This is a genomic window from Komagataeibacter sp. FNDCF1 (assembly GCF_021295335.1).
Lineage (GTDB): Bacteria > Pseudomonadota > Alphaproteobacteria > Acetobacterales > Acetobacteraceae > Komagataeibacter.
Window position 1 is genome coordinate 1 of the sequence record NZ_JAIWOT010000004.1, and the last position, 5,148, is coordinate 5,148.

4 protein-coding genes are annotated in these 5,148 nt (G+C 50.7%); 1 reads left to right on the forward strand and 3 read right to left on the reverse strand.

The features are described from left to right. Positions 1-1,099: plasmid recombination protein (locus tag LDL32_RS17720; RefSeq protein ID WP_233069276.1), on the forward strand; the 1,099-nt coding region annotated here is incomplete at its 5' end. Positions 1,100-1,566: 467 nt separating this feature from the next. Here the strand turns inward: LDL32_RS17720 and LDL32_RS18115 are convergent. From LDL32_RS18115 to LDL32_RS17735, 3 genes are all read right to left on the reverse strand, one after another. Continuing rightward, the gene (locus tag LDL32_RS18115) at positions 1,567-3,882 is read right to left on the reverse strand and encodes a protein rep (RefSeq protein WP_233069278.1); all 2,316 of its coding nucleotides are present in this window, start codon (positions 3,880-3,882) and stop codon (positions 1,567-1,569) included. A 214-nt stretch (positions 3,883-4,096) separates the two neighbouring features. Then, positions 4,097-4,327 carry a hypothetical protein gene (locus LDL32_RS17730; RefSeq protein ID WP_233069280.1) on the reverse strand — a complete coding sequence of 77 codons (231 nt, stop codon included), beginning with the start codon at positions 4,325-4,327 and terminating at the stop codon, positions 4,097-4,099. Between the two features lie 16 nt (positions 4,328-4,343). Next, positions 4,344-4,787: a hypothetical protein gene (locus LDL32_RS17735; RefSeq protein ID WP_233069282.1), complete on the reverse strand. Its 444-nt coding sequence runs from the start codon at positions 4,785-4,787 to the stop codon at positions 4,344-4,346. Between the last annotated feature and the right edge of the window lie 361 nt (positions 4,788-5,148).

A 5,148-nucleotide genomic window follows, 5' to 3' on the forward strand; every position in this document is an offset into this window, starting at 1 on the left:
GTCCCGGACCCCCGACAACATCCAATTGATGGGGTCCGATGACTGGTCGCGCGACGTGAACGACAAGCTACAGCAGCTCACCACCAAACCCCGGAAGGATGCCGTCAAATGCTTCGAGATGGTGGCGAGCGTGTCCAAAGACTTCTTTCTTGATCCTACAACCGGGAAGCCTGATCCCAAACTTGTCCGCGACTGGGGAGAAAAGACGCTTGAGCACCTTCAAAAGCGTTTTCCCAACCAGATCACCAGCGCCGCCATCCATATGGACGAGGAAACCCCGCATATGCATATTTTTGCGGTCCCGATCATCGAAAAGGACGTGAAGGCGAAGGGCAGACCCAAGAAAGGGAAAACCAAGGACCGGGAGGCAAAACGACAGGTCGCACTTTCATATCGTGACGTTCTAGGCGGGAAGTCTGACGAGGCTGCGAAGAAACTGAGCCAGCTACAGCAGGACTATCAGGATTTCTTGCAGCAGACCTACCCAGAGAAGGGCGTACAGGACCGCCAGAGCGCAAACGAGGCGCCAGAGAAGCCCAGACACGTCAGCCACAAAGAATGGGCAATCGAGATGCGCAAGAAGGCGCAGCAGATCGAGAGCGCCAAAGAGGTTTCAGACGCTGCCCATGTCCTGTTGGACGCGACCAAAAATGACGAAATCCACCCGGTAAGAGACCCCAAGAGGGGCAGAAGATGGGAAACCGGACCCCAAATGAAGGAAGCACGCAGACCCACCATCATCGACGCCCTGAAGAAAGCCAGAGATGTCGCATGGGAGCCGTGCCGCCAGCTTTACCAGCACATGCTGGCGATCAGAAAAGACCTGTCCGACAGGCTTGGAGAGAACGAGGACGCCTCAGAACGCGACCGACAAGCCAGATTGCGAGAAAATGAGCGACTTGCCGCGCTCGATCTACAGCAGCGCATGGACAAGAACGCCCAGACCTACGAGAAGCAGGAAAAGCAGCTTGCAGAGACCGAAAAGCGCATCGAGAAAGTCGCAAAAGCCCTGCCTGTAGCAGAAAGCAAGGCGCTCAGGCTGGAACAGGCGAAGGCAAGACAGGTCCACCAGCGCGGCAGGACCGGCGATGAGCGATAACCTTGACCGTCGCCCACATACCCACAGGGAAGCCAGCTACGCCGCGCAAAATGGCGCTTCGCAGGCATCCCCATGGATATGTGGACGCCCTGAAACCATATTTTGCCGGGCAAGGATGAAAGAGGGGGCTTTGCCCCCACCACCTAAAGGTGGTTCCCCCAAGGTTTTCTTTTGTCAAAACAAGGGATTATTAGATATGACAAAAACCCCAAGAGAGTGCCTTATGATTCCGGGTCTCTCTTGGGGGTATCTTGTTTTTCGTACGGAAGTTGCTCCTCAGCATGGCTTCGTACCCTCATTTTAGATATAGAGCCGTTTTTCGGCATCCCAACAAAAATATCCTGTTTTGACGAAGAAAAACCTCGGGGAGTCTCCGCAGGAGACGGGGCAGAGCCCCAAAAATGGCGGTTTACCGCCATTTTAGAATGGTAAAGTCAGGTAGTGGACGCCACTTCGTGGCTCTTATTTCACACAAAAGAAGAGGACCAGACGGCGGCGAAGTCGTATCCCGGATCGACAGGGAAGAAGAAACGACCGGCACCGTTTTGGAGGTCAATTTCGGCAAAATCCAATATCTCGCCTGTCAGTGGCATGATGACGGTATGCCGATAGGCGATTTTGACCGCCTTGGAGGCAATCGGGACGTGTTCGGTTTGCACCTCACCGTCACCGATACGCGCAAACTTCTCCCGGATCGTCTGCATGGTGCGGTTTTTCGACAATTCCCCGCGCGAACCCTGCTTGCACATGCTTTCTAACTGGTCGGTGGCGACATCAGCCCAGATCAGAGGAAGGGCTTCGTCAAACCCTCTTTTTTCGTCAATGACGTGATGCTGAATCGATTTCATGATCGGGTAAATGTTCCCGATGGCATGTTCAGCGTTCCAGACCACAGACGGAATCTGACCGATAACCGGGTCTGCCTGCGCCTCGATCTCGATTTCTTCGGCTATTTCTTCCCCATTTTCGGCTGTTTCGTCCGGTTTTTCGTCATTTTTCGTCCCGACAAGCTGCGTCACGCATCGAGACGGCGAAAAGACCTTAATCCCCTTCAATGCCTTGCACGCTTCGGCATATCTCGCCCCACATTCTTCGTCCCCATGGTGAGCGAAGGCGAGCAATTGGGTCACGCTGTAGCGGCTGGGACGTTTCCCTTCCTTGAACGCCGACCCGGCAAGTTCAAGGTCAATTCCCCATGACGTGAGGCTTTTCATGCCATATTTGGACAAAACGTCGCCAATTTGCCCGTTTTGCTCATTTTTTGATAAATCCACCTCTCGAATGTCCTGACCAGCGATGCCGGCTTTCCATCCGCGTTTTTGGATCAGCGAGATCCAACGATTGATGATTTTCGCACCGTCATCCTTCAAATCGAAGCCCTGCGCCGGGTCGAAATACATGAGGGCGTGAATATGCAGGTGCCAACCGCTGTCAGCGCCATACGTGACCTCAAAAATCCGATCCATCCCCAAAAACCCACGGTTTTTGGCGGATTTCATCATCTTTCCGTCCCCTAATCTGGCGTAAGCCTCGGTCATAAGAGCGACTTCGGCAGCCAACGGGATCGAATTGTCATGGGAAACGGTCAATGTCAGGAAACCCAAGCGGGCACCGCGCTTTACAATCCCATCAATGCGATAATTGATCTTATCCCGCACATTTAAGGCGATCATGGGCGCACAACGGGGGCAATTCCGCGATTTGCAGTACCCAACATTGGTTGGAGCCACATAATCCGGGGCTTTTTCGTCACTGGACGCCCTGCGTTCCAGCGAAACGAAGTCGGAATCTTCCTTGCCTTGGATCGCCCGACCGCATTTCGGGATCGAGACGTTTGACCCGTGTTTCATGACCAAACGGGAAGCCGTGTTGTGCAACGCGAACCGTGTCACCTGTCGCACAGGGTGGACCACAGGGGACGATTTCGCCCCCTTCATCATCTCTTTGCGGGCTTTGTCCGCCTCAAACCCACCATATGAAAATTGGCTGTTTTCCGGCGTTTCTTGGGGGGGGGTAGGTGTTCCTCTATTAGTATCAAGCGCTCGCGCTGCTCGCGGTCCTTTTAATGGCTTGGCATGGGCACGAATGAGTGAATCGCGTTTGATTTTGTTGCGGCGTGCATTTTCATTCGATGCCGCTTTTCGGTCCTGAAAATGGATGAAAACCGCATCAGACAGGCAGGGACCGAAGGTATCGCCAAGGCTTGCCCATTTTTCTTGGTCCAAAAGGTGTTTTTCGTAAGCATCCGCGATGAAAAATCGTGACTGGTCGCTGATCCGTCGATTTCTCGACCGACACCCCACAACCGCACGCCACAAATCCCAATTTTCGGACTGAGGACCGTTTTCCGCCCATTCGAGAGCGTCACAAAAGCGATTTTCGCGCAATCGCTCCTTTGCTGCCTTCACCTGACGCCGAATAGCGAACGCATGACCGGCGGCACCCCCGCCATTGCTGCGATATTCGCGCAAACCTCTCGCCAGAGCCTCACGTGACATCGCCTGTGCGATCTGAAAACCGCTTAAAACCGGCTCCGCGAACCCTGACACGCGGCTGTCAGCTTCGACCAGTTCGATATATCGGAGAAACTCGGGATGGGATTGGAGAAATTGCGCCCTGAACCGCTCTTTGTGATCGACACGATCAGCGCGTTTTTTGTTCCAAAACTGCGCTTTCTCGATGCGAGAGCGGGCAAAATCTAATTCTTTTGCGTTTTGGGCTTTAACTTGAGCGGGAAAATTTCTATATAATGAGCCATAGAGGCTGAGTACGTTGTTATTCACTTCGATGTCCAGTCATCGACTTCTGACCGGGAGTGCAATCCCGAGAAAGAGCCTCGATTTTTTCTAAAGGGGCGGGTTAATTCCCGTCCCTTTTTTGTTTGTTGCTCCTGAATATAGAAACAATTTTTTCTTTTCACAACGTGCCGCCGAAAAAAAAACGGCATAAATAAAAAAAAGACCCTTCAGGGTCTTTTTATTCACGGCAATTTTATTATTACTTGTATTGTTTTGCCACTTCTTTCATCATTTCGTCTATTTTCTTCATCGTCCGCCTTGCCGATACTTCGTTACGTGCTTTGGATTCATAAAATCCCTCTGGAATAACGCCATCACGTTCCCCTTCCTCAAATGATTCCAAGCAAACGTACATCCCCATTAACAGGGTAGACACGACAAATAAAAGACCGTATTTCTTTTCGATTTCTTCAGATGTTATATATTTCATTACTTACACTCCCCAATCAGTTCTTTGTCTGTACTTCTTGAGGCTGTGCCGCCGTGGCTTCGCCACCAACCTGCACGTGATCAATCTCCCTTAAATACCCTTTCAATTCGTCCGACAGGTTATACTGGTTTAAGTAATGCTGCACGTCGAAAGCCCCGGTCGTCATTTGTTTAATCACAGACATGACCCGTGACAGTTCGCCCTTGTCGCCCTTCAGCAACTTGCAAATTTCCACGAATTTTTCGGTCGAAACGCTTTCCCAAAGGATCGCCACGAACTCCTTGCATGCCCGCGCCTGTTCTCCAGAATTGGCGTTGTCAATCTGCCACTTCGTTCTTGCGATCTGCTGCGGCACCTGCACTTCCAAACGGTAAAGGAGATTTTCCTTTGTGCCTTTTGTGAAGGGGTTTTGACTAATAATGGGGAGACCTGATTCTTCTCTACTAATTGCTATCGGCATTTTTTAATCCTTCATGTAAAATGTCTATAAGGTAATATGGGTAAAATTATTTCGTTTCCAAATAGTTTTTTTCATTTTTTATTGTTTTTTATTGTTTTTTATATTTCTTGTCCATACATGCTATTCCATCTTATTGCAAAATAAGTGGAACTTACTTCGCTTATTTTTTTACGAAACTGCGTTTCTAAAAATAAGCAGTAAGCCAAATGGGTTTAACACCCCTTTGGATACCCCGTTTTTATTTGAGGATTATTTGCATGGTATATGGCATTTTACGTGTTGCAAAACACACCACCACAAACGCAATCACGCACGTTGGCAAGCACAACGCACGCGAGACGCAGCCCCGGAACGCAGACCC

Excerpts from the sequence above, each read along its gene's own strand:
- LDL32_RS17730 (WP_233069280.1), bottom strand. The coding sequence starts at position 4,327 with ATGAAATATATAACATCTGAAGAAATCGAAAAGAAATACGGTCTTTTA.
- LDL32_RS17735 (WP_233069282.1), bottom strand. The coding sequence starts at position 4,787 with ATGCCGATAGCAATTAGTAGAGAAGAATCAGGTCTCCCCATTATTAGT.